Raw genomic sequence first — 26,156 nt, 5'->3', positions numbered from 1 at the left:
GCGGCCGTCGCTCAAGACGTCTCCAGCTCGCGGTCGATCAGGTCGAAGATGTTCTCGGTGGTGGCCGACTCCAGGTCGTCGTCGTCCGCGTCGGCCTGCCGGGCGGTCAGCCGGTCCAGCAGGCCGTGCAGCCGCTCGGTGATCCCGCGGTAGGCCTCGTCGTCCGGATCCAGCCCGGCCAGCGCCGCCTCCAGCCGGTCCAGGTCCGGCCCGAGACCGGCCGACCGGTCGGCCGGGCCGTCGGGTACGGCGATCCGGGTGGCCAGGTGCGCGGCGAGCGCGGCCGGCGTCGGGTTGTCGAACACCAGCGTCGCCGGCAGTCGCAGCCCGGTGGCGGCGCCGAGCCGGTTGCGCAGCTCGACGGCGGTGAGCGAGTCGAAACCGAGTTCCCGGAACGCGCGGTCGGGTTCCACCGCGTCCGGGTCGCCGGCGCCGAGCACCACCGCGACGTGCGTCAGCACCAGCTCGCGCAGCGCGCGTTCGCGCTTGTCGGTGGAGAGGCCGCGCAGCGTGTCGGCGAACGCCGGGCCGCCGGCCGCCTCGGTGACCGCGCCGCGTCGGGCGCCGGCCCGGACCAGGGCGGTCAGCAGCGGGTGGACCGGGCCGCCGGTGGGCCGGGTGCTGATCCGCGCGGGCATCAGGGTGGGTCGTTCCGAGCGCCAGGTGGCGTCGAACAGGGCCAGCGCCTCGTCGTCGGTGAGCGCCACCAGGCCGCTGCGTTCCAGCCGGCGCCGGTCGACCGCGCCGAGGTGGCCGGTGATGCCGCTGGCCGTGGCCCACAGGCCCCAGACCAGGGAGACCCCGGGCAGGCCGAGGGAGCGCCGATGGTCGGCGAGCGCGTCGAGGAACGCGTTGCCGGCGGCGTAGTTGCCCTGGCCCGGGCCGCCCATCAGGCCGGCGGCGGCGGAGTAGAGCACGAACGCGGTCAGCTCGTGGTCCCGGGTGGCGCGGTGCAGGTTCCAGGCCGCGTCAACCTTGGGACGCAGCACCGCGGCGAGCCGGTCCGGGGTGAGCGACTCGACCGTGGCGTCGTCGACGACACCGGCGGTGTGCACCACGGCGCGCAGCGGGTGCCGGGCGTCCACCAGGGACAGCACGTCGGCGACGGCGTCCGGGTCGGCCAGGTCGGCGGCGACCAGCTGCACCTCCGCGCCGCCGGCCTTGAGGTCGGCGAGCAGCTCGTCGGCGCCCTCGGCGTCCGGGCCGCGCCGGCTGACCAGCAGCAGGTGCCGGGCGCCGTGGGTGGCGACCAGGTGGCGGCAGAGCAACGCGCCGAGCGTGCCGGTCGCGCCGGTGACCAGGACGGTGCCGTCGAGCCGCGGCGTGGGCGGGATGCTCAGCGTCAGCTTGCCCACGTGCCGGGCCTGGCTGAGGAAGCGGAACGCCTCGGGGGCGCGCCGGACGTCCCAGGTGCGCCGCGGCAGCGGTCGCAGCGCGCCGTCGGCGAACAGCGCCATCAACCGCTCCAGCATCCGGCCGACGACGGCCGGACCGGCCGCCATCAGGTCGAAGCCCTGGTAACTGACGCCGGGGTGGTCGGCGGCGACCCGGGCCGGGTCGCGCGGGTCGGTCTTGCCCATCTCGACGAACCGGCCGCCCCGGTCGAGCAGCCGCAGCGACGTGTCGACGTACGCACCGGCCAGCGAGTTGAGCACGACGTCGACGCCGCGGCCGGCGCGGCGGGCGCGGAACTCGTCGGCGAAGTCGAGGGAGCGGGAGGAGGCGATGTGCTCGTCGTCGAGGCCGGTGGCCCGCAGCACCGGCCACTTGGCGGGGCTGGCCGTGCCGTAGACCTCGGCGCCGAGGTGGCGGGCGATCTGCACCGCGGCCATGCCGACGCCGCCGGTGGCGGCGTGCACCAGCACCGACTCCCCGGCGGTCAGCCGGGCCAGCTCGACCAGGCCGTACCAGGCGGTCAGGAAGACCACCGGGACGCCGGCCGCCTCGGCGTACGACCAGTCGTCGGGGATCCGGGTGACCATGCGGTGGTCGGTGACGGCGACGGTGGCGAACGAGCCGGCGAAGATGCCCATCACCCGGTCGCCGGGGGCCAGCCCGGTGACGCCGGGGCCGACCTCGCGCACCACGCCGGCGCCCTCGCTGCCCAGCACCTGCTGGTCGGGGACCATGCCGAGGGCGAGCACGACGTCGCGGAAGTTCAGCCCGGAGGCACGCATCTCGACCGCGACGTGTCCGGCCGGCACCGCGCCCTCCCCGACCGGGACGGGCAGCAGCGCCAGGTTCTCCAGCGTGCCCGTCTCGGTCACGTCGAGCCGCCACGGCTGTCCGCCGGCGGGGGGTGCCAGCACGCCGGTGTCGCGGGCCCGGACCAGCCGGGGCGTGAGGGCGGCGCCGTCGCGCAGCGCGAGCTGCGGCTCGCCGGACGCCAGCGCGGCGGGCACCGCGGCCCGCGAGGCGGCGGTGTCGTCGAGGTCGAGCAGCGTGAACCGTCCGGGGTGTTCGGACTGGGCGGAGCGGACCAGCCCCCACACCGCGGCGTGGGCCAGGTCGCGCGGCGCCTCGCCGGGCGCGGCGGCGACCGCGCCCCGGGTGGCCACGACCAGGCGGGCCGCCTCCAGGCGCGGCTCGGCCAGCCACTGGTGGATCCGGGCGAGGGTGTCGCGGGTGGCGTCGTGGGCGTCCGCGTCGGCCCGCTCCGGGTCCGGCGCCGGGCCGCCACGCAGGTCGACCACGACCTGGGGTACGTCGTCGCCCCGGTCCACCGCAGCGAGGAGCGCGGCCAGGTCGGGGTGGGTGCTCACCCGGTGGCCGGCGTCGGCCAGCGCGGCGGCGTCGGGACTGCTGCCGAGCAGCGCCCAGTGGGCCGGGGCCGGGGCGTCGGTGGTCGGCAGCGGCGTCCAGTCCAGGTGGAACACGGAGGTGCGGCGCAGCGCGGCCGCGTCGTCGTGGCCGGCGGCGACCGGCCGGAACGTCAGCGATCCGACGGTGGCGACCGGGCGGCCGGCCGGGTCGGCGAGGGTGACGGCGACGGTGTCCGGGCCGAGCGAGCGGATGGTGACCCGCAGCCGGGTGGCCCCGTGGGCGTGCAGCGTGACCGCGCGGAACGTGAACGGCAGCCAACCGCTGCCGGCGTCGGTGGGGGCGCCGAGCAGCGCGGTGGGGCCGGTGGCGTGCAGGGCGGCGTCGAACAGCGCCGGGTGCAGGCCGAACCGGGACGCCTCGGCGGCCTGCGCCTCGGGCAGCGTCACCTCGGCGTACACCTCGTCGCCGTGTCGCCAGACGCGGTGCAGGCAGCGGAACGCGGGGCCGTAGGTGAGGCCGGCGCCGGCGGTGTGGGCGTACCAGTCGTCCAGGTCGGCGTCGACCTCGACGGCGCCGGCCGGTGGCCACTCCCCCGGCCGGGGCGTGGGTTCGGTGGGCTGCGGGGTCAGCAGGCCCTCGGCGTGTCGGGTCCATTCGGCGGCGGAGTCGTCGGCGGGGCGGGAGTGCAGCGTGACGGCGCGTTCGCCGGTGTCGCCGGGCGGGCCGACGCGGACCTGCACCTGGACGGCGCCGGTGGGCGGCAGCATGAGCGGGCTGATCAGGGTGAGGTCGGCGACCTGGCCGGCGTCGACCTCGTCGCCGGCGCGGATCACCATGTCGGCGACGGCGGTGCCGGGGACGACCACGGTGCGACCGACGACGTGGTCGGCCAGCCACGGGTGGGTACGCGTGGACAGCCGGCCGGTGAGGACCACGGTCTGGTCGTCGGCGACCGTTAGCGCGGCGCTGAGCAGCGGGTGCGCGGCGTCCTGGAGGCCGGCGGAGGCGACGTCGTGCGCGGGCTGGACGGTGGTGGTGAGCCAGTAGCGCTTCCGGTCGAACGGGTAGGTGGGCAGGTCGACGGTCGGGGCGGGGGCCAGGACCCGGCCGAGGTCGACGGGCAGGCCGATGGTGTGGGCGGTGGCGAGGCTGGTCAGCAGCCGCGTCGGATCGTCGTCACCACGCCGCAACGTCGACAGGGTGTGGCCGGTGGTGTCGGTGTCGTCGAGGATCGCCGTCACCGGCAGCGTGAGCACCGGATGCGCGGACACCTCCACGAACGTGGTGTGCCCGGCCGCGACCGCCGTGCGCACCGCCTGCTCGAACCGGACGGGTTGGCGCAGGTTGGTGTACCAGTAGTCGGCGTCCATGCCCTGCGGTTCGGCCCACTCTCCAGTCACCGACGACACCATCCGAATGTGCCCCGGCTGCGGTGACAAGCCCGCCAGGTCGGTGAGCATCCGCTCGCGGATCTGCTCCACGGCCGGGTTGTGCGAGGCGTAGTCGAACGGCACCGGCTTCGCCCGCACCCCCTCGGCCAGCCACCGCTCCCGCAACCCGTCCAGGATCTGCGGAGGGCCGGACACCACCACATGCCCCGGCCCGTTGAGCACCGCCACCACCGTGCCCGACACACCCTCGATCCGGGCGGCAACCTCCGCCTCGGGCAGATCCACGGCCAGCATCCCGCCCGAACCCGCCAGGGTGGACAACGCCCGCGCCCGCAGGATCACCGCCCGCGCCGCGTCGTCCAGGGACAGCACCCCGGCCACGCACGCGGCGGCCATCTCCCCCTGCGAATGCCCGACCACCAACGCCGGTTCCACACCGGCGGCCCGCCACACCTGCGCCAGAGACACACCGACGGCGAACAGCACCGGTTGCAGGATCTCCACCCGACCGAGCCAGGCATCGTCGTCGCCGGTGAGCACCGACACCACGTCCACGTCGAGGTACGGCGCGAACGCCCGCTGACACTCGGCAAGACGCGTGTCGAACGGCGCGCACCGGCCCACCAGACCCGCCGCCATCCGCACCGACTGACCACCCTGACCCGGGAACACGAACACCGGACCCGGCCCGTGCTCGGCCACCGAGCCCGTCGCCACGGTCCCGGCCGGCGTGCCCGAGGCCAGGGCGTCCAGGCCGGCCAGCAGCTCCGGGCCGGTCGTGCCGAGCACGGCGGCGCGGTGGTCGAACGCCGAACGCGTCGTCGCCAGGGACCGGGCCACCGCCGCCGGGTCGACGTCCTGCCCCGCGCGCAGGTGGGCGGCCAGCCGGGCGGCCTGCGCGGCCACGCCGGTCCGGGTCCGCGCCGACAGCGGCCAGGCCGTGACGTCGGTGTCCACCAGGCCCGGCATGGTGGGGACGGGCCGGGTGTCCGGCTCGTCGGCCTGCTCGACGACCACGTGGGCGTTGGTGCCGGAGATGCCGAACGACGACACCGCCGCCCGACGCGGCCGGTCCACCACCGGCCACGGCCGGGCCTCGGTCACCAACTCCACCGACCCCGCCGACCAGTCGATGTGCGGCGACGGCGCGTCCACGTGCAGCGTGGCCGGCACGATGCCGTGCCGCATGGCGAGGACCATCTTGATGATGCCGGCGACGCCGGCGGCGGCCTGGGTGTGCCCGATGTTCGACTTCACCGAGCCGAGCAGCAGCGGCGTGTCCCGGTCCTGCCCGTACGTGGCCAGCACCGCCTGCGCCTCGATCGGGTCACCCAACGTGGTGCCGGTGCCGTGCGCCTCCACCACGTCCACGTCCGAGGTCGACAGCCCCGCGTCGGCCAACGCCGCCCGGATCACCCGCTGCTGCGACGGCCCGTTCGGCGCGGTCAGCCCGTTGGACGCGCCGTCGGAGTTGACCGCGCTGCCGCGTACCACCGCGAGCACCGGGTGGCCGTGGCGGCGGGCCTCGGAGAGCCGTTCCAGGAGCAGCACGCCGACGCCCTCGCCCCAGCCGGTGCCGTCGGCGGCGGCGGCGAACGCCTTGACCCGCCCGTCGGCCGCCAGGCCGCGCTGGCGGGAGAACTCGACGAACAGCCCCGGCGTGGCCATCACGGTCACGCCGCCGGCCAGGGCCAGGTCGCACTCGCCCCGGCGCAGCGCCTGCACGGCCAGGTGGAACGCGACGAGCGACGACGAGCAGCCGGTGTCCACCGACACGGATGGCCCCTCCAGGCCCAGCGCGTACGACACCCGGCCGGAGACCACGCTGGCCGCGTTGTCGGTGCCGCCGAAGCCGGCCGCCTCGTCGGCGGCGACCAGCAGCAGCGCCCGGTAGTCCTGGCCGTTGGTGCCGGCGAACACGCCGGTGCGGGAGCCGCGCAGCGACTCCGGCACCACGCCGGCCCGCTCGATCGCCTCCCAGGACGCCTCCAGCAGCAGCCGCTGCTGCGGGTCCATGGCGGCGGCCTCCCGCGGCGAGATGCCGAAGAACGCCGGGTCGAAGTCGCCCGCGTCGTGCACGAACGCGCCCTGGTCGGTGTAGGTGGTGCCGGACGCCGCCGGGTCGACGTCGACGAGCGTGTCCGGGTCCCAGCCCCGGTCGGTGGGGAAGTCCCCGACCGTGTCCACGCCGTCGGCGACGATCCGCCACAGCCCCTCCGGGTCGCTGACCCCGCCGGGGAAGCGGCAGGCCATAGCCACCACGGCCACCGCCTCCTCGCCCGCGACGGTGGTCACCGGGTCGGTCGACGCGGGCGCCGGCTCGCCGCCGAGCAGCGTGGTCAGCAGCATCCGGGCCAGCGCCACCGGGCTGGGATGGTCGAAGACCAGCGTGGTGGGCAGCGGCTGCCCGGTCGCGGCGACCAGCCGGTTGCGCAGCTCCACCGCGGTCAGCGAGTCGAAGCCGAGGTCCCGGAACGCGGTGCCGGCCGGAATCGCGGCGGCGTCGGCGTGCCCGAGCACGTCGGCGGCGAGGTCCCGGACCAGGTCGGTGAGCGTCTCCTCGCGCCGGGCCGCGCCCAGCCCGGCGAGCCGTGCCCGCAGGGCGGCGGCCGGACCGTCGTCGCCGTCGTCGGCCGGCGCGCCGCCGTCGAGCGCGGCCCTGGCCTCCGGTACGCCCTCCAGCAGCGGCCGGCGCCGGGCGGAGGCGTACGCCGGGGCGAACCGGGACCAGTCCACGTCGGCGACGGTGAGTGTCACGTCGTCGTGGTCGAGGGCCTGTCGCAGGGCGCTCATCGCCACGTCGGCATCCATCGGCGGCACGCCCCGGCGGCGCAGCGCGCGGTCGGAGTCGGCCACGTGCATGCCGCCCTCGCCCCAGGAGCCCCAGGCGATCGCGGTGCCGGCGAGCCCGTCGCCGTGCCGCCGCTGCGCCAGCGTGTCCAGGTAGGCGTTGCCGGCCGCGTACGCCGCCTGTCCGGCGCTGCCCCAGGTGGCGGCGATGGACGAGTAGAGGACGAACGCGTCCAGGTCGTCGCCGGCGAGCAGTTCGTGCAGGTGCGCCGCGCCGGCGACCTTGCCGGCGGTCACCTCGGCCAGCTCGGCGGGCGTGACGTCGGCGAGCGGAGTGGTCTGCGGCAGTCCGGCGGTGTGCAGCACGGCGCGGATCGGCGGGCCGGCGGCGCGGAGCCGGTCGAGCAGCGCGACGACCGCGTCCCGGTCGGCGAGGTCGCACGCGGCGACGGTCACCCGGGCGCCCCGGTCGCGCAGCTCGGCGGCGAGGTCGGCCGCGCCGGGCGCGTCCGGGCCGCGCCGGCTGACCAGCGCCACGTGTTCGGCGCCGGCCTCGGCGAGCCAGCGGGCGGCGCGCGCGCCGAGGCCGCCGGTGCCGCCGGTGACCAGGACGGTTCCGGTGGGCGTGAACCGGCGTACCGGGGGTCGGTCGCCGATCGGCGCGCGGACCAGGCGGCGGACCAGGACGCCGGGGCCGCGTACCGCGATCTGGTCCTCACCGGGCGGCGCGGCCAGCAGCGCGGCGAGCCGGCCGGCGGCGCGGGCGTCGGGCGCGGCGGGCAGGTCGACCAGGCCGCCCCAGCGGTGCGGAGTCTCCACGCCGACCACCCGGCCGAGTCCCCACAGCGCACCCTGGCCGGGGTCGGTGCCCCGGTCGTACGCGGCGGCGGCGACGCCGTTGCGGGTGACCAGCCACAGTGGTGCGTCCAGGCCGGCGTCGCCGAGCGCCTGGGTCAGGGTGAGCGTGGCGGCCAGGCCGGGCAGGAGCGCACCGTCCGCCGGCTCCCACGCGAGCAGCGAGACCACGCCGGCGACGGCGCCGCCGGCGGACCCGGCAGGATCGACGTCGGCCGCCTCGGTGTCGGCGACGCGAGCCCGGTCGGACGCGGCGGGGGCGGCGGGGGCGGCGGATGCGGCGGGCGTGGGACGTTCGGTGAGCGCGGCGGCGAGCGCGGTCCGGTCGGCGTCGGGCGCCACGGTCAGCGGGCGCACGTCGGCGCCGGCGGCGGCGAGCGCGTCGCGCACGGCGGTGACGGCCGGGTCGTCCTGGTGGCCGGCGGGCAGCGCCAGCAGCCACGTCCCGTCCAGCGGGGCGGCGGCGGGCTCGCCGGCGGCCTGCCACTCGACGCGGTAGCGCCAGCCGTCGAGGCGGCCGTGCTCCTGCTGCCGCCGTCGCCAGCCGGCGAGGACGGGCAGCAGCGTCCGCAGCGACTCGGCCGCGTCGGCGTCGTCGACCGCCAGGGTGTCGCGCAACGCGTCCAGGTCGGCGCGGTCGACGGCGTCCCAGAAGCGGTGGTCGAGCAGGCGGGCGGCGACGGCCGGGACGGCCGGTTCGCCGGCGGGCACCCAGTAGTGCTGGCGCTGGAACGGGTAGGTGGGCAGGTCGACGAGGCGGCCGGGGTGGCCGGCGAAGGCGGGCCGCCAGTCCACCGCCGTCCCGGCGGTGTGCAGGGCGGCGAGGGACCGGTGGAACCGGTCGAGGCCGCCCTCGTCGCGACGCAGGCTGCCGGCGACCGTGACCGCGTCCGGCCCGGTGACGGCCTCGGCGCTGTCCTGCACCGCCATGGTCAGCACCGGGTGCGCGCTGACCTCGACGAACGTGCGGTAACCGGCGGCGGTGAGGTCACGGACCGCGTCGTCGAAGCGGACCGTCTCGCGCAGGTTGCGGTACCAGTAGTCGGCGTCGAGGCCGGCGGTGTCCGTCCAGTCACCGGTCACGGTGGACCGGAACCGCACGGTGCCGGTGCGCGGTTCGATGGCGGCGAGCCGGGCCAGGAGCTGTTCGCGCAGCGGTTCGACGTGCGCGGAGTGGGAGGCGTAGTCCACCGGCACCCGCCGTACCCGCACGTCGCGACCCTGGTAGTGCGCCACCAGCTCGTCCAGCGCGGCGGCGTCGCCGGAGACCACCACCGACGTCGGCCCATTCACCGCGGCGAGCGCGACCCGCCCGTCCCACCGGCCGATCGTCTCGGTGGCCTCGTCAGCGGTGGTCGCCACCGACACCATGCCACCGTCACCGGCCAGCTCCGCGATGACCCGGCTGCGCAACGCCACCACCGCCGCGGCATCGTCGAGGCTGAGCCCGCCGGCCACGTACGCGGCGGCGATCTCGCCCTGCGAATGACCGACCACCGCCGACGGGTGCACGCCGTAGGACCGCCACAACGCGGCCAGGGACACCCCGACCGCGAACAGCGTCGGCTGCACCACGTCCACCCGCTCCAGCGACGGCGCATCCGGCGCGCCGCGCACCACATCGAGCAGCGACCAGTCCACGTACGGGCGCAGCGCCTCCGCGCACGCGGTCAGCTCCGCCGCGAACACCGGGGCGGTGGCGAGCAGGTCGGCGGCCATGCCCACCCACTGCGAACCCTGGCCGGGGAAGACGAACGCGACCTCGCCCGCCTCCCGGGCGGCCCCGGTGACGAGCTGCGGGGCGGGCCGGTCGTCGGCGAGCGCGTCCAGCGCGGCGGCCAACTCGTCCCGGTCGGCGGCGAGCACCACGGCGCGGTGCTCCAGCGGCGAGCGGGACACCACCGACGTCCAGGCGACGTCGGCCGGCGCGAGCGCCGGGTCGGCGGCCAGGCGCGTGGACCAGCGCGCGGCCTGCTGGCGCAGCGCGGTGCGGGTCCGGCCGCTGACCAGCACCGGCGCGGTCCGGTCGGCCGGGCTGGCCGGCGCGGTGGCCTCCTCGGTGGGCTGTTCCAGGATCAGGTGGGTGTTGGTGCCGCTCATCCCGAACGAGGAGACGGCGGCGCGGCGGGGCCGGTCCACCGCCGGCCACGGCGTCGGCTCGGTGACCAGGCGGACCGCGCCGGCGGTCCAGTCGACGTGCGGCGTGGGTTCGTCGACGTGCAGCGTGGGCGGCACGATCCCGTGCCGCATGGCGTGGACCATCTTGATGATCCCGGCGATGCCGGCGGCGGCCTGGGAGTGGCCGAGGTTCGACTTGACCGACCCGAGCAGCAGCGGCGTGGACCGGTCCTGCCCGTACGTGGCCAGCAGCGCCTGCGCCTCGATCGGGTCGCCGAGCACGGTCCCGGTGCCGTGCGCCTCCACCACGTCCACCAGGTCGGGGGTGAGCTTCGCGCCGGCCAGCGCCGCCCGGATGACCCGCTGCTGGGAGGGGCCGTTCGGGGCGGTCAGTCCGTTGGACGCGCCGTCGGAGTTCACCGCCGAGCTGCGGATCACCGCGAGCACCGGGTGGCCGTTGCGGCGGGCGTCACTGAGGCGTTCCAGCAGCAGCATGCCGACGCCCTCGGACCAGCCGGTGCCGTCGGCGGCGGCGGCGAACGACTTGCACCGCCCGTCGGCGGCCAGGCCACGCTGGCGGGAGAACTCGACGAACGGGCCGGGGGTGGCCATCACCGTCGCACCGCCGGCCAGCGCCAGCCCGCACTCGCGCTCCCGCAGCGCCTGGCAGGCCAGGTGCACCGCGACCGACGACGACGAGCAGGCGGTGTCCACCGTGATCGACGGCCCCTCCAGGCCGAACGTGTAGGCGAGCCGGCCGGAGACCACGCTGGCGGCGGTGCCGGTGAGCACGTACCCCTCGGCGTTCGGCGCGCGGTGCAGCACGGCGGCGTAGTCCTGCCCGGACGTGCCGACGAAGACACCGGTGCGGCTGCCGCGCAGCGACAGCGGCGCCACGCCGGCCCGTTCGAACAGCTCCCAGGTGACCTCCAGCAGCAGCCGCTGCTGCGGGTCCATGGCGACCGCCTCGCGGGGGGACACGCCGAACAGCGCGGCGTCGAACTGCCCGGCGTCGGCCAGGAACCCGCCGGAGGCGGTGTACGACGTGCCGGCGTTCTCCGGGTCGGGGTGGTGCAGCAGGTCGAGGTCCCAGCCCCGGTCGGCGGGGAAGTCGCCGATCGCGTCGCCGCCGTCGGCGACGAACCGCCACAGCTGTTCCGGGGTGGTGATCCCGCCGGGGTAGCGGCAGCTCATCGCCACCACGGCGACCGGCTCGGACTCCTGGGCGGTGACCTCGCGCAGCCGCTGGCGGGTCTGGTGCAGCTCGGTGACGACCCGGGTCAGGTACTCCCGGAGTCGCTGCTCGTCCCCCGCGGGTCCGGTGCTGCCCACTGCCGTGTCCGCCATGGTCGATCTCGCTCCCTGGTGTGCCACGCGTGCCTCAGGACAGCCCGAGATCGCGGTCGAGAAGGTCGAAGAGCTCCTGGTTGCTGGCCGTCCGCAGCCGGTCGGCCACGTCGCCGGCCGGCTCGTCCGGTTCGTCGGCGCCGAGGCGTTCCAGCAGCCGTTGCAGCCGCATGGTGATCCGCACCCGGCCGAGGTCGTCGCGCTCGCGCAGCGTGAGCGCCTCCTCCAGCCGGTCCAGTTCCTCGCCGGTGGGCAGCTCGCCCGCCGACGCCTCGTCGACGAGCTGGGCGCGCAGGTGTTCGGCGAGGGCCTGCGGGGTCGGGTAGTCGAACACCACCGAGCTGGCCGGGGCGAGGCCGGTGAGCCGGGCCAGCCGGCCGCGCAGCTCCACCGCGGTCAGCGAGTCGAACCCGAGGTCCCGGAACGGCCGGTCGGCGTCGAGGGCGTACGGGCTGTCGTGGCCGATCACCTCGGCCGCGGCGGCCCGGATCAGGTCCACCAGCAGCCGGTTCTGCTCGGTGGTGGTGAGGTCGGCCAGGCGCTTGCGCAGCGCGGCGAGCGTCTCCGTGCCGCCGGTGTCGGCCGGGTCGGTCCCGGCGGCCGGCGTCGCCACCTCGGGCAGGTCGGCGATCAGCGGGCGGGGTCGGGCGGCGGCGAAGACCGGGGCGAAGCGCGCCCAGTCGACGTCGGCGACGGTGAGCACCGTGCCGTCGCCCTCGATCGCGGCGCGCAGCGCGGCCATCGCCGGTTCCCGGTCCAGCAGGGTGACACCGCGCCGGCTCATCGCGGTGGCGTGGTCGTCGCTGACCATGCCGCCGCCGGCCCACGGTCCCCAGTCGACCGACACCACCCGGGCCCGACCGGCCGGGCGGGACTGCGCCCAGGCGTCGAGGAAGGCGTTGCCCGCCGCGTACGCGCCGTGGTCGCCGACGCCCCAGGTGGCGGCGATGGAGGAGAAGTAGACAACCAGGTCCAGCGGCTCCGGGTCGAGCAGCTCGTCGAGGTGGCGGGCGCCGGCGGTCTTGCCGGAGACCACGTCGGCCAGTTCGTCGGTGGTGACCGCGCGCAGCGGGTTGAGCCGGCCGACGCCGGCGGCGTGCACCACCGCCCGTACCGTCTCGCCGTCGGCGCGCAGCGCGTCGACCAGCCGGGCGACGGCGGCGCGGTCGGCCAGGTCGCAGGCGAGCACGCGGGCGTGCGCGCCGAGGTCGGCCAGCTCGGCGACGGTGTCGGCGACGCCGGGGGCGTCCGGTCCGCGCCGGCTGACCAGGATCAGCCGGCGGGCGCCGTGCCGGGCGAGCCAGCCGGCGGCGTACCGGCCGATGGCGCCGGTGCCGCCGGTGACGAGCACGGTGTCGGGGGGCTGCCAGGCCGACGTGTCCGGCCGGTCGGGGCGGGGCGCGCGGGTCAGCCGGCGCAGGTGCACGCCGGACGGGCGGACCGCGAGCTGGTCCTCGCCGTCGGCGTTGGTCAGCGCCCGGATCAGGTGGTCCCCGACGCCGCCGTCGAGATCGGCCGGCAGGTCGATCAGCCCACCGGCGTGCGCCGGGTGTTCCAGCGCGGTGACCAGGCCCAGGCCCCAGGTGGTGGCCTGGGCGGGGCGGGTGAGCGGGTCGCCCGCGCCGGTGCTGACCGCCTGCCGGGTGAGCAGCCACAGCGGTCCGGTGGGCGCGGCGTCGGTGACGGCCTGGACGAGGGCCAGGTTGCCGGTGAGTCCGGCCGGCACGGCCGGATGGTCGGGGTGGGGGTGCTCGTCCAGCGCGAGCAGCGAGACGACGCGGGTCGGCCCGTCCGGCAGGTGGTCGGCCAGCTCGGTACGGGTGACGGTGGCCGGGTCGACGGTGAGCACGCGGGCGTCGCCGCCGTGGTCGCCGATCAGCGCGGCGATCCGGCCCGCCACGTCGGCCCCGCTGTCGGGTGCCACGAGCAGCCAGTCACCGGCGGCGGGGCCGGCGGTGAGCTGCCGCCGGGGCCAGGTGATCCGGTAGCGCCAGCCGTCGGCGACCGCGTCGGCACGTCGCCGCTGGTGCCAGTCGGCGAGCGTGGGGAGCTGGTCGCGCAGCGGCCGGTCCGGGTCGACGCCGAACCGGGTCGCCAGGGCGTCGCCGTCGCCGGCGGTGACGACCTGCCAGAACGCGTCGTCGACCGGGTCGGCGGGGGCCGGTGCGGCGACGCCGACCAGTTCGCCGTCGCCGACCGGCCAGTACCGCCGGCGCCGGAACGGGTAGGTGGGCAGGTCGACCGGTTCGGCGGCGGGCAGCAGCGCCGCCCAGTCCACCGGTACGCCGTGGCAGTGCAGCCGGGCCAGCGCGCCGAGCAGGGCGTCGACCTCGTCCCGGCCGCGGCGTTGCACGCCGGTGACCAGCGGGCCGCCGTCGGGCAGCGCGTCCGCGGCCAGCGCGGTGAGCACCGTGTCCGGGCCGATCTCCAGCAGCGTGCCCACGCCGAGGTCGCGCAGGTGGGTGACGGTGTCGCCGAAGCGCACCGCCTCGCGGACGTGGCGGACCCAGTAGTCGGGGGTGCAGACCAGGTCGGCGTCGACGACCCGACCGGTCAGGTTCGACACCAGCGGCACGGTCGGCGGGGCGTAGGCGAGGCCGGCGGCGACGGTGGCGAACTCGGCCAGCATCGGCTCCATCAGCGGGCTGTGGAACGCGTGGCTGACGGCGAGCCGCTTCACCCGTACGCCGAGGGTGGTGAAGTGGTCGGCGAGCGCGGCCAGTGCGTCGTCGGCGCCGGCGACCACGACGGCGGCCGGACCGTTCACGGCGGCGATCGCGGCCCGGTCGGCGTGGCCGGTGAGCGCGTCGGCCACCTCGGTCTCGCCGGCGGCGACGGCGAGCATGCCGCCGCCGGCCGGCAGCGCCTGCATGAGCCGGCCGCGCTGGCCGACCAGCGTGCACGCGTCGGCCAGGGTGAGCACCCCGGCGACGTGGGCGGCGGTGATCTCGCCGACCGAGTGCCCGGCGACCAGGTCGGGACGTACCCCCCAGTCGGTGAGCTGCCGGTGCAGCGCCACCTCGACGGCGAAGAGCCCGGCCTGGGTGAAGGCGGTCTGGTCCAGCAGCGCGGCCTCGGCGCTGCCCTCGGGCGCGAACAGCACGCTCTTGAGCGGGCGGGGCAGGTGCGCGTCGAGGTGCTGGCAGACCTCGTCGAGCGCCTCGGCGAAGGCGGGCAGCGCCTGGTAGAGCTCCCGGCCCATCCCGGCGTGCTGGGCGCCCTGCCCGGAGAAGAGCACGGCGAGCGTGCCGCCGGACGCGGCGACGTCCTGGTGCACGGCGGGGTGGCTCTCCCCGGCGGCCAGGGCGCGCAGCGCGGCCAGTCGGGTGTCCGGGTCGGCGGCCAACAGCACCGCGCGGTGGCGCAGGTGGGAGCGGGCGGTGGCGAGGGTCCATCCGACCGGGGCGGCGTCGTCGCCGGCCGCTGCGGTCCCGTCGCCGGTGGCGGCCGGGCCGGTGGCGGCCGGACCGGTCGAGGCCGGCTCGGTGGCCGGGCCGGCGAGCCGGGCGGCGAGGCGGGCGGCCTGGGCGCGCAGCCCGTCCTCGTCGGCGGCGGAGAGCGGCCACGGCAGCAGCGGCAGCGCCGGGCGGAGGATGTCCTCCCGCTCCGGCGTGTCCCCGGCCGGTGGGGCCGCCTCGAGGACGACGTGGGCGTTGGTGCCGCTCACCCCGAACGCGGACACCGCCGCCCGCCGGGGGCGGTCCGTCTCCGGCCAGGGCCGGGCCTCGGTGAGCAGCGCCACCGCGCCGTCGGACCAGTCGACGTGCGGGGTGGGCTCGTCCACGTGCAGCGTCGGCGGGAGCACGCCGTGCTGCAACGCCAGCACCATCTTGATCACGCCGGAGACGCCGGCGGCGGCCTGGGTGTGGCCGATGTTGGACTTGACCGAGCCGAGCAGCAGCGGCCGGTCGGCGGGCCGGTCCTGGCCGTACGTGGCCAGCAGCGCCTGCGCCTCGATCGGGTCGCCGAGGCGGGTGCCGGTGCCGTGCCCGTCGACCGCGTCCACGTCCGCCGGGGTGAGCCCGGCGTTGGCCAGCGCCTGCCGGATGACCCGCTGCTGGGCGGGCCCGTTCGGCGCGGTGAGGCCGTTCGAGGCGCCGTCGGAGTTGGTCGCCGAGCCGCGCACCACGGCCAGCACCCGCCGGCCGTCGCGGCGGGCGTCGGAGAGCCGTTGCAGCAGCACCAGGCCGGCGCCCTCGCCCCAGCCGGTGCCGTCGGCGGCCCCGGCGAAGGACTTGCACCGGCCGTCGGCGGCGAGGCCGCGCTGCCGGGCGAACTCCAGGAACGGCCCGGGTGTGGCCATCACGGTCACGCCGCCGGCCACCGCGAGGTCGCACTCGCCGGCGCGCAGCGACTGCACCGCGAGGTGCAGCGCGACCAGCGACGACGAGCAGGCGGTGTCCACGGTGACCGAGGGGCCCTGCAACCCGAAGGTGTAGGAGAGCCGGCCGGAGACCACGGCCGCCGCGTTGCCGGTGGCCTGGTAGCCCTCCGTCTCGGCCCGGGCGGCCATCAGCAGCGTGGCGTAGTCCTGCCCGTTGGTGCCGACGAACACGCCGGTGCCGCTCTCCCGCAGCCCGTCCGGCGGCAGGCCGGCCCGTTCGAACAGCTCCCACCCGGTCTCCAGCAGCAGGCGCTGCTGCGGGTCCATCACCAGCGCCTCGCGGGGCGAGATGCCGAACAGGCCGGCGTCGAAGCCGCCGACGTCGGTGACGAAGCCACCCTCGCGGGCGTACGAGGTGCCGGGGGCGTCCGGGTCGGGGTCGTAGATGGCGTCGAGGTCCCAGCCCCGGTCGGCGGGGAACGGGCCGATGGCGTCGCGGCCCCCGACGACCAGCCGCCACAGCTCCTCCGGGCTGTCGACCCCGCCCGGGTAGCGGCAGCTCATGGCCACCACGGCGATCGGTTCGTCCAGCGCGGCGACGGCCCGGGTGGGCGCGGCGGCGGCCTCGGTGACGCCGAGGATCCGGTCGGCCAACCAACCGGCGAGCAGGTCCGGGGTGGGCCGGTCGAAGACCAGGGTGGCGGGCAGCCGCAGCCCGACCGCCTCGGCGATCCGGTTGCGCATCTCCACCGCGCTGAGCGAGTCGAAGCCGATGTCACGGAACGGCCGGTCCGCGCCGACCGCCTCGGCGGAGGCGTGGCCGAGCACGGCGGCGGCGTGCATCCGGACCAGTTCCAGCAACGCCCGACGGCGCTCCGGGGCGGCCAGGCCGGCGAGCCGGCCGCGCAGCGGGGACGACTCGGCCGGCTCGTCGTCGGTGCGGGCGGCGGCGAGGAGTCGGGCGACCTCGGGCAGTTCCTCGATCAGCGGGCGGGGGCGGGCCAGCGCGTACGTCTGGTGGAACCGGTCCCAGGCGATGTCGGCCACGGCGAGCGTGACCTCGTCCTGGGCCAGCGCCCGGGCCAGCACGGCGACCGCCAGCTCGGGGCGCATCGGCCGGACGCCGGAGCGGAACATCTGGTCGGCGGCGCCCTCGGTGTCCATCATGCCGCCGCCGTCCCAGGCCCCCCAGGCCACGGCCGTGGCGGGCCGGCCGCGCCGGCGTCGGTCCTCGGCGAGCGCGTCGAGGAACGCGTTGCCGGCGGCGTACCCGCCCTGCAGGCCGCCACCCCAGACGCCGGCGCCGGAGGAGAACAGCACGAACGCGGCCACGTCGTCGCCGAAGGTCCGGTCGAGGTTGACCGCGCCGGCCACCTTGGCGCGCAGGCCGTCGGCGAGCTCGGCCGGGCCGGTGGCGTCGAGCGGTCCGGCGTGCGCGACGCCGGCGGCGTGGAAGACCGCGTCGATCCGGACGTCGAGCCGGTCGACCAGGTCGCGCAGGGAGTCGGGGTCGGCGACGTCGCAGGCCGCCACCGTGACGGTCGCGCCGAGCGCGGTCAGCTCCGCATCCAGCTCGGCCGCGCCGGGGGTGGCCGGGCCCTGCCGGCCGGTGAGCACGAGGTGCGCGGCGCCGTCGCGGGCCAGCCAGCGGGCCACGTGCGCGCCGAGCGAGCCGAGGCCGCCGGTGACCAGGACCGTGCCGGCGGGCCGCCAGCCGCCGCCGTCCGGCGGGCTGTCGCCGCCGGCGCGGGCGAGCCGGCGGCCGAACAGCCCGGAGGGGCGTACGGCTAGCTGGTCCTCGTCGCCGACGCCGGCCAGGACGACGGCCAGCCGGCCCCGGGCGCGCCGGTCCAGGACGGCCGGCAGGTCGACCAGGCCGCCCCAGCGGTCCGGGTGTTCCAGCGCGACGACCCGGCCGAGGCCCCAGACCGGGGCCTGCCACGGGTGGTCGAGCGGGTCGGCGCGGCCGGTGCTGACGGCGCCCCGGGTGGCGCACCACAGCGGCGCGGTGAGGCCGGCGTCGCCGAGGGCCTGGACGAGGGCGAGCGTGCCGGCGAGCCCGGCGGGCACCACCGGGTGGTCGGGGTGGCCGGTCTCGTCGAACGCCAGCAGCGAGAGCACGCCGGTGATGTCGTCGAGCCCGGCCAGCTGTGCGGCCAGCGCCGCCCGGTCGGGTTCGGCGACGGTGACCGGGACGACGCCGGCGCCGGCCTCGCCGAGGGCCGCCACCACCTGCCCGACCAGGGCGTCACCGGCGTGGGCGGCCGGCGCGACGAGCAGCCAGGTGCCGGCGAGCCGAGCCGTCGGTGCGGTGGTGAGCGGCGCCCACCGGACCCGGTACCGCCAGGCGTCCACTGTGGATTCGTCCCGGCGGCGTTGCCGCCAGTCGGCGAGCACCGGCAGCGCCTCGCCCAGCGCCCGCGCCTCGGTGCCGTCGACGTCCAGGGCGGCGGCGAGCGCGTCGGCGTCGGCCCGCTCGACGGCGTCCCAGAACTGCCGGTCGGCCTGGTCCTCGACGGCCGCCACCGGCCCGGTGCGCACCGGCGAGTCGGGCCAGTAGCGCTGGCGGTGGAAGGCGTACGTGGGCAGCGGCACGGCCGGTCCGGCGGGGACGCCGCAGACGGCGGCCCAGTCCACGCCGACGCCGCGGGTGTGCAGCTCGGCCAGCGCGGTGAGGAGCCGGGGCCAGCCGCCGGCGTCGCGGCGCAGCGTGTTCACCACGGCGGCCTCGTGCTCGGCGTCGTCGATCGTCTCCTGCATGCCGAAGCTGAGCACCGGGTGCGGGCCGATCTCCAGGAACACCTGGTGTCCGTCGGCGAGCAGCGTCCGGACGGCCTGCTCGAAGTTCACGGTCTGGCGCAGGTTGCGGTACCAGTAGTCGGCGTCGAGCGTGGTGGTGTCGGTGGGCAGGCCGGTGAGCGCGGAGTAGAACGGCACCTCGGCCGGGCGGGCGGTGATGTCGGCCAGGCTGTCCAGGAGCCGGTCGGCGACGGCCTCGACGTGCGGCGAGTGGGAGGCGTAGTCGACGTCGAGCGGGCGGATCCGCACGTCGTCGGCGGTGCAGGCGGCGACCAGCTCGGCCAGCGCGTCCGGGTCGCCGGCGACCACCACCGATCCGGGACCGTTGACCACGGCCACGCAGAGCCGCCCGTCCCAGCGTCGCAGCATCCGCTCGACCCGGTCGGCGGGCAGGCCGACGGAGGCCATGCCGCCCCGGCCGGCGATGTCGGCGAGCACCTGGCTGCGCAGCGCGACGATGCGGGCGGCGTCCTCGAGGGAGAGCGCGCCGGCCACGCAGGCGGCGGCGATCTCGCCCTGGGAGTGCCCGACCACGGCGCCCGGGCGTACGCCGAGGGACCGCCACAGCCGGGCCAGGGAGACCATCACGGCCCAGAGCGCGGGCTGCACCACGCCGGAGGCGACCAGGGGTGGCGCGCCGTCGGCGCCGCGCAGCACGTCGGTGAGCGACCAGTCGACCCAGGGCGCGAGGACCGCTTCGCACTCGGCGATGGAGGCGGCGAAGACGGGTGAGCTGTCCAGCAGGTCGACGGCCATGCCGGGCCAGTGGCCGCCGTGGCCGGAGAAGACGAAGACGGGCGCCGGGTTGCGCAGCGCGGTCCCGGTGACCACCGTCGGCACGGTGTCGCCGTCGACCAGGGCGGTGAGGCCGCGGACCAGGTCGTCGGGGTCCTGGCCGAGGACGACGGCCCGGTGCGGGAACGCCGCCCGGGTGGCGGTCAGCGCGTACGCCACCTCGGCCGGCCCGTACTCGGGGTAGGCGGCGAGGTGGGCGCGCAGCCGGACGGCCTGTTCGGGGAGCGCGGCCCGGTCGGCGGCGGAGAGCGCAAGCGCGACGACGCCGGCGTCGGTGGCGGCGCCGGGCCGGAATTCGGCCGGGGCGGCGGGTTCGGGGGTGTGTTCGAGGACGACGTGGGCGTTGGTGCCGGAGATGCCGAACGACGACACGGCGGCCCGGCGGGGCCGGTCCCGGTCGGGCCACGGCGTCGGGGCCGTGGCCAGGGTGACCGCCCCGGCGGTCCAGTCGATGTGCGGGGACGGCTCGTCCACGTGCAGGGTGGCGGGGACGATGCCGTGCCGCATGGCCAGGACCATCTTGATCACCCCGGCGACGCCGGCGGCGGCCTGGGTGTGCCCGAGGTTCGACTTGACCGACCCGAGCAGCAGCGGCCGGCCGTCCGGCCGGTCCTGGCCGTACGTGGCCAGCAGCGCCTGCGCCTCGATCGGGTCACCGAGCGTGGTGCCGGTGCCGTGCGCCTCCACCGCGTCCACGTCGGACGGGTTCAGCCGCGCGTTGGCCAGGGCCTGCCGGATCACCCGCTGCTGCGACGGACCGTTGGGGGCGGTGAGCCCGTTGGACGCGCCGTCTGAGTTCACCGCCGTGCCGCGTACCACGGCGAGGATCCGGCGGCCCTCCCGCTGGGCGTCGGAGAGCCGCTGCACCAGCAGGACGCCGGTGCCCTCGCCCCAGCCGGTGCCGTCGGCGCCGGCGGCGAACGACTTGCACCGCCCGTCCGGGGACAGGCCGCGCTGGCGGGAGAACTCGATGAACGTGCCGGGGGTGGCCATCACGGTCACGCCGCCGGCGAGCGCGAGGTCGCACTCGCCGGAGCGCAGGGCCTGCGCGGCGAGGTGCAGCGCCACCAGGGACGACGAGCAGGCGGTGTCCACGGTGACCGCCGGACCCTCCAACCCGAACGTGTACGCCACCCGGCCGGACAGCACGCTGGCGGAGGTGCCGGTGCCGATGTAGCCCTCGACCTCGGCGGGCAGCTCCATCAGGCGGGAGGCGTAGTCGTGGTACATCACGCCGGCGAACACGCCGGTGCGCGAGCCGCGCAGCGTCGCCGGGTCGAGACCGGCGGACTCGAACGCCTCCCACGAGGTCTCCAACAGCAGCCGCTGCTGCGGGTCCATGGCGAGGGCCTCACGCGGGCTGATGCCGAAGAAGCCGCTGTCGAACTCCGGCGCGCCGTAGAGGAAGCCGCCGTGGCGGGTGTAGGAGGTGCCGCTGTGGTCGGGGTCGGGGTCGAACAGCGACTCCAGGTCCCAGCCCCGGTCGGCCGGGAACTCCGAGATCCCGTCCCCACCGGCGGCCAGCAGCTCCCACAACTGCTCCGGGTTGTCCACCCCACCCGGGTAGCGGCAGGCCATCCCGACGATCGCGATCGGCTCGTCCGGGCCGGTGGTGGTGGCGGTGTCGGGCGCGGCGGTGGTGTCGGCGCGGGCGCCGGCCAGTTCGGCGTACACCTGACCGGCGAGGATCTGCGGCGTCGGGTAGTCGAAGACGAGCGTGGACGGCAGCCGCAGCCCGGTCGCGGCGTTGACCCGGTTACGCAGGTCGACGGCGGTCAGCGAGTCGAAGCCCAGTTCCCGGAACGCCCGGTCGGCCGGCACCGCGTCCGCGCCGCCGTGCCCGAGGACCTGCGCCACCAGACCCCGGACCAGCGCGTCGACCTGGTCGCGGGCCTCCTGCGGGTCGAGGCCGGCCAGCCGGTCGGCCCAGTTGCCCCGGCCGGCCTGGCGGCGGGTGGTGACCGGGCCGAGCAGCGCGCGCAGCAGGGACGGCACCCGGCCGCCGACGATCTGCGACCGCATCGCCGGTACGTCGACGACGGCCGGGACGAGCGTGGCCCGCCCGGCGGTCAGCGCGGCGTCGAACAGTTCCAGCCCGACCTCGGGGCTCATCGCGGCGAGGCCGGCCCGGGTGGAGCGGGCCCGGTCGACGTCGGACTGGGACGCGGCCATGCCACCGGTGTCCCACATGCCCCAGGCGAGGCTGACCGCCGGCAGGCCGTCCTGCCGGCGGTGCGCCGCCAGCGCGTCGAGCACACCGTTCGCGGCGGCGTACGCGGCCTGGCCGGGCGAGCCGAGCACCCCGGCGACGGAGGAGAAGAGCACGAACAGGTCGAGGTCGAGGTCGCGGGTGACCTCGTGCAACCACCAGGCGGCGGTGGCCTTCGGGGCGAGCACGTTCGCCAGCCGGTCCGGGCTGACCGCCGAGACCACGCCGTCGTCGAGGACCCCGGCGGTGTGCACCACCCCGGCGAGCCGACCCGGCACCTCGGCGACCAGCCGGTGCACCTGGTCCCGGTCGGTGACGTCGCACGCCACCACCGACACCGCCGCGCCCAACCCGGTCAACCGCTCGACAAGTGCCGCCGCGCCCGGCGCGGCCGGACCCTGCCGCGACACCAGCACCAGCGACCGCACCCCGTGCCCGGCCACCAGATGCTCCGCCACCAGCGCACCCAGGGATCCGGTGCCACCGGTGACCAGCACCGTGCCGCCGGCGTCACCACCGATCGCGGGAGTGTCGGCGACCGGAACCGGACCGGCCACGTCGGCGGCGTGACCGGCTGTCATGTCCCCGGACGACCTCGCGGGAACAGCCGGCGGAAGCGTCGCGCGGACCAGCCGCGGCGTCAGCACGGCATCACCGCGCACCGCCACCTGCCCGCCGGTGACCGGCAGATCCCCCACCACACCGGCCAGCACCGACAACACCGAGGCGTCCACGTCCCGGTCCACGTCCGCCAGGACGATCCGCTCCGGATGCTCCGACTGCGCCGACCGCAGCAACCCCCACACCGCCGCACCGGCCAGATCCACCACCCGGTCGCCGTCCGACACCGCCACCGCACCCCGGGTCACCACCACCAACCGCGAACCCGCCAACGGCTCCGCGGCCAGCCACGCCTGCACCGTCGCCAGCACGTCGGACGCGACCATCCGGACGGCTTCCGGAACGTCCACCCCGGACGGCGTGGCCACCGGCAGCACGAGCGTGCCCGGCGGCTCCTCCCCCGCCTCGGCGGCGGCCGGCACGTCCAGGTACGCCGGCAGCCCGCCGACCGGCGCGCCGAGCGCCGCCCAGCCGGACAGGTCGTCGACGGGCGGGACCGGCTCGTGCTGCCAGCGCACCTCGAACATCGACCGGGCCGCCGCGCCCGGGGCGGTCAGGCCGGTCATCTCCCGCAGGACCAGCGCGTCCACCGACACGACCGGGGCGCCGGCGTCGTCGGCGGCGACCAGCCGCACCGTGCCACCGTCGCGGGACAGCCGCACCCGCAGCGCGGTGGCCCCGGCGGCGTGCACCTGCACGCCCTCGAACGCGAACGGCACGCGCGGACCACCGCCGTCGGTGGCGAGCAGCAGCCCGATCGGGTGCAGCGCGGCGTCCAGCAGCGCCGGGTGCACCGCGAAGCCGGCCGCGCCGTCGGCGACCTCCTCCGGGAGGGCGACCTCGGCGTAGACCTCGCCGTCGCCGGTCCAGGCCCGGCGCAGGCCGCGGAACGCCGGCCCGTACGCCAGGCCGTGCTCGGCGAGCGTCGGATACCAGCCGTCCAGGTCGATCTCGGTGGCGGTGGTCGGGGGCCACGCCGGCAGGGCGGGCTCGTCGGCGGCGGCGGCTTCGAGGACGCCCTCGGCGTGCCGTACCCAGCCGGCGTCCGGGTCGTCCTCGGCCTGGGCGTGCACGGTGACCGCGCGGGCGCCCGCCCCGTCGGCCGGACCGACCCGCACCTGCACCCGCACGCCCCCGGCGGCGGGCAGCACCAGCGGCGCGGCGATGGCCAGCTCGCGCAGCCGGGAGACGCCGACCTCGTCGCCGGCCCGGACGACCAGCTCGACCAGCGCGGCGCCGGGCAGCACCACCACGTCGCCGACCGCGTGGTCGGCGAGCCAGGGGTGGGTGGCGGCGGCGAGCCGGCCGGTGAGCAGCACCATGTCCTCGCCGGCGACGGAGACGGCGGCGCCGAGCAGCGGGTGCCCGGCCGCGCCGAGGCCGGCGCCGGACACGTCGGCGAGCCGCCCGACCGGCTCCAGCCAGTACCGCTCGTGCTGGAAGGCGTACGTGGGCAGGTCGACGCGGCGGGCGCCGGCGCCGGCGAACAGCACGTCCCAGTCGACGGTCAGACCCTCGGTGTGCAGCCGGGCCAGCGCCTCCAGCACGGCGCGGGGTTCGGCGCGGTCCTTGCGCACCATCGGCACCAGCACGGCCGTCGGGTCGGTGAGGCAGCTCTCGGCCATGGCGGTGAGCACGCCGCTGGGGCCCAGCTCGACGTACGTCCCGACGCCCGCCTCGGCGAGCCGGTCCACCGCGTCGGCGAACCGCACGGCCTCCCGGACGTGCCGGACCCAGTAGTCGGGGGCGCAGATCAGCTCCGGCTCGGCGATCCGGCCGGTCAGGTTGGACACGATCGGCACGGTGGGCGGGGCGTAGCGCAGACCGGCGGCGACCGCGGCGAACTCGGCCAGCATCGGCTCCATGAGGGCGCTGTGGAACGCGTGGCTGACCCGTAGCCGGTGGGTGGGCGTACCCCGGTCGGCCCAGTGGGCGGCGAGCGCGTCGATCGCCTCGGCGTCGCCGGAGACGACCACGGCGGCGGGGCCGTTGACGGCGGCCACGCCGACCCGCCCGTCGACGCCGGCCAGCGACGCGGTCACGTCCGTCTCACCGGCGGCCACGGCGAGCATCGCGCCACCGGCCGGCAGCGCCTGCATGAGCCGGCCCCGGGCGGCGACCAGCGCGGCCGCGTCGGGCAGCGACAGCACGCCGGCGACGTGCGCGGCGGCCAGCTCGCCGATCGAGTGGCCGACCAGGAGGTCGGGGACCAGCCCGAACGAGCGGGCGAGCCGGTGCAGCGCCACCTCGACGGCGAACAGGCCGGCCTGGGTGAACTGCGTCTGGTGCAGCAGGTCGTCGTCGCCGAACAGCACCGGCCGCAGCGGCTGCGGCAGCAGCGGGTCGAGGTGGGCGCAGACCTCGTCGAGCGCGGCGGCGAAGACCGGGAACGCCGCGTACAGGTCGCGGCCCATGCCGGCGCGCTGCGCGCCCTGCCCGGAGAAGAGGAACGCGACCCGGCCGCGCGGCGCGGCGGTGCCGGTGACCACGGACGGCGCGGGTTCGTCGGCGGCGAGCGCGCGCAGCCCGGCGACCAGGTCGTCGCGGTCGGCGGCGAGCACCACGGCCCGGGCGTCCAGCCCGGCGCGGCGCCGCGAGGCGGCGGCCAGGTCGACCGGGCGGGCGGTGTCGTCGGCGGCCACGTGGTCGGCCCAGCGGCGGGCCTGCGCCGCGAGCGCGTCGGGGTTGCGGGCGGAGAGCAGCACCGGCGCGACCGGCGGCGGGGTGCCGGCCTCGGGCTCCTCGACGGCCGGTGGCTGCTCGACGATGACGTGGGCGTTGGTGCCGCTGATGCCGAACGAGGAGACGGCGGCGCGGCGGGGCCGGTCCGACGCCGGCCACGGCCGTTCCTCGGTGAGCAGCTCGACCGCGCCGGCGGACCAGTCGATGTGCGGGGACGGCTCGTCCACGTGCAGCGTGCGGGGCAACACTCCGTGCCGCATCGCCAGGACCATCTTGATGATCCCGGCGGCGCCGGCCGCCGCCTGGGTGTGCCCCAGGTTCGACTTCACCGACCCCAACCAGAGCGGGTCGCGCCCGTCGCGGTCCTGCCCGTACGTGGCCAGCAGCGCCTGCGCCTCGATCGGGTCGCCGAGCGTGGTGCCGGTCCCGTGCGCCTCGACGACGTCCACGTCGGCCGGGGACAGCCGCGCGTTGGCGAGGGCCTGCCGGATCACCCGTTCCTGGCTGGGCCCGTTGGGGGTGGTGAGGCCGCTGCTGGCGCCGTCCTGGTTGACGGCGCTGCCCCGGATCACGCCGTGGATGTGCCGGCCGTCGCGTTGCGCGTCGGAGAGGCGTTGCAGCAGCAGCATGCCGACGCCCTCGGCCCAGCCGGTGCCGTCGGCGGCGGCGGCGAACGACTTGCACCGCCCGTCGGCGGCCAGGCCGCGCTGGCGGGAGAACTCGGCGAAGACGCCGGGGGTGGAGAGCACGGTGACGCCGCCGGCCAGGGCCAGGTCGCAGTCGCGCTGCCGCAGCGCCTGCACGGCGAGGTGCACGGCCACCAGCGACGAGGAGCAGGCGGTGTCGATGGTGACGGCGGGCCCTTCCAGCCCGAACGTGTACGCCACCCGGCCGGACACCACGCTGCCGGAGTTGCCGGTGCCGAGGTAGCCCTCGACGCCCTCCGGGAGGTCGACCACCCGGGAGGCGTAGTCGTGGTACATGACGCCGGCGAACACGCCGGTGCGGCTGCCGCGCAGCCGCTGCGGGTCCAGGCCGGCGGACTCGAACGTCTCCCAGGTGCTCTCCAGCAGCAGCCGCTGCTGCGGGTCCATGGCGAGCGCCTCGCGCGGCGAGATGCCGAAGAACGCGGGGTCGAACGCGGTGGCCTCGTAGAGGAAGCCGCCCTTGTCGGTGGAGGACGTGCCGGGGTCGTCCGGGTCGACGGAGAAGAGCCGGTCCAGGTCCCAGCCCCGGTCGGTCGGGAAGTCCCCCACCCCGTCGCGGCCGTCGGCGACGAGCTGCCACAGCGCGTCCGGGCCGTGCACCCCGCCCGGGTAGCGGCAGGCCATGCCCACGATGGCCATCGGCTCGCGGTCCTTGGCCTCCACCTCGCGCACGCGCCGCCGCGCCTCGCGCAGGTCGGCCGTGGCGCGCCGGAGGTAGTCGAGGAACTCTTCCTCAGTGGGCATCGGGCCGCTCC

2 protein-coding genes are annotated in these 26,156 nt (G+C 77.0%); both read right to left on the bottom strand.

Going from position 1 to position 26,156, the window contains the following annotated elements:
- Positions 1 to 11: 11 nt before the first annotated feature.
- A complete protein-coding gene (locus ACN27B_RS24080; protein ID WP_422741585.1) occupies positions 12 to 11,264 on the bottom strand; it encodes a type I polyketide synthase in 11,253 nt (3,750 codons plus the stop codon).
- A 34-nt stretch (positions 11,265 to 11,298) separates the two neighbouring features.
- Entirely contained in the window at positions 11,299 to 26,145 is a 14,847-nt protein-coding gene (locus ACN27B_RS24075; protein WP_422741584.1) for a type I polyketide synthase, read from the bottom strand.
- Positions 26,146 to 26,156: the final 11 nt, after the last annotated feature.

The sequence above is a fragment of the Micromonospora sp. WMMD754 genome (assembly GCF_049315235.1).
GTDB lineage: Bacteria > Actinomycetota > Actinomycetes > Mycobacteriales > Micromonosporaceae > Micromonospora > Micromonospora sediminicola.
Note: the sequence above shows the minus strand (reverse complement) of the source record. Positions and strands in the feature narration are given on the sequence as shown.

Bases quoted from the DNA above. Each gene is read 5' to 3' on its own strand.
- ACN27B_RS24080 (WP_422741585.1), bottom strand. From the start codon at position 11,264: ATGGCGGACACGGCAGTGGGCAGCACCGGACCCGCGGGGGACGAGCAG.
- ACN27B_RS24075 (WP_422741584.1), bottom strand. From the start codon at position 26,145: ATGCCCACTGAGGAAGAGTTCCTCGACTACCTCCGGCGCGCCACGGCC.